The sequence below is a fragment of the Cyanobacteriota bacterium genome, assembly GCA_025054735.1.
In the GTDB taxonomy this organism is placed as follows: Bacteria; Cyanobacteriota; Cyanobacteriia; order SKYG9; family SKYG9; genus SKYG9.
This window is the reverse complement of sequence record JANWZG010000661.1, coordinates 1-1,273: the sequence shown is the minus strand read 5'-3', so window position 1 is coordinate 1,273 and position 1,273 is coordinate 1. Positions and strand designations below refer to the sequence as shown.

2 protein-coding genes are annotated in these 1,273 nt (G+C 49.4%); both read left to right on the top strand.

The features are described 5' to 3' along the window. Positions 1–157, top strand: a 157-nt coding sequence (locus tag NZ772_19180) for an isopropylmalate isomerase (GenBank protein ID MCS6815680.1), incomplete at its 5' end; no start/stop codon positions are given. A gap of 36 nt (positions 158–193) precedes the next feature. Beyond that, positions 194–1,273 (top strand): CPBP family intramembrane metalloprotease domain-containing protein (locus NZ772_19175; GenBank protein ID MCS6815679.1); only part of this gene is annotated, 1,080 nt, incomplete at its 3' end.

Here is a 1,273-nt window from a genome sequence, read left to right as displayed (position 1 = left end):
TGACATGAGCATAGCGGTAACCATGCCAGAGGGGTCTCGTCAAATGTTGATGACAGGCACCTGGGATGCCTGTGGGCAACTAGTTGCTCAGGCTGATCAAATTCGTGCTGTAGCTGATCGCCTGCCCTATCTAGCCTGGACAAAAGTAACCATTTAAACCATCTAAACAGGTATCCATGCCGTTGAGAACACCATGACACTAAAACGCCTGTTGTTAGGTTTGCTTACCCTGCTTGCGATCGTTATTATGGGCAACTCCCTAATCGAAAGCTGGAGCAAACCCCAGATTCAGAGCCAACTAGAGCTACGTCAAACCGACCTACTGCTGCAAGCATCGCTGCTAGACAGTGAAACCAGTGCCAGTGTGCAACAGTTTCAGAATGCCCTGCTGGGTAAGGATCCTATTAAAGCTGCCCTGCGAGATTACGAGAAAGCTCGCCAACAGACCAGCCAAATTCAATCTCAAGTTAAGCCTCAAGTTGCGGCTAAATCCGAACTGTCCAACTTGCAAGCAAGGTTAGCTCTACGGATTGGCATTCTGCAAACCCAACAACAGGCCATATCCGCTGCCATCACTACCTGGAAAACCCTAGAAACTCTAGAGCCACTACCTCCCAATGCCCTGATAAAAACGGCATCGGTGCTTACTGGTTTGTGGCAGGAATCTCCTGATGTTGTTCCTCAGGCAGAATCACTACTGCAAGCTAACTTAACGGGCTGGTTTCGCTATCAAGCACTAGCTCGGCTCTATAACGTGACCCAACAGACTAATCGCCTACTGGATCTGCAAACCACAGCCCAAACTGAGGCCCAACAAGCAATGACTCGCTTGATTACGCTGGCAGTAATTCCGTCTATAGGCGTGATTGTAGGGGGTAGCATCCTGCTGATTCTCATTTTGCAAGCATTGTTCAAGGGCAAAACCTCTCTGCTGGCTAGTTTAGACATGTCTGGTTGGTCAGTACCTTGGGATGGAGAAGTGGTCTGGCAAGTGTTCATCCTGGGGTTCTTTTGGCTAGGACAATTTCTCATTCCCTACTTACTTCTGCCTGCTTTGTTTAGCGTGCTTCAGATTAGCCCATCCAGTTTTGGTGAGCGCGATCGCGCCTTGTGGATTCTCATCAACTATATCGGTGTGGCGCTAGCAGGGCTACTCACCCTATACGGGTCAATCAAACCCTATCATCCATTGTCATCCGACTGGTTCCGACTCCATTGGCGCAGTCCTTGGTTGCTGTGGGGTATTGGTGGTTACCTAGTTGCTATGCCGATC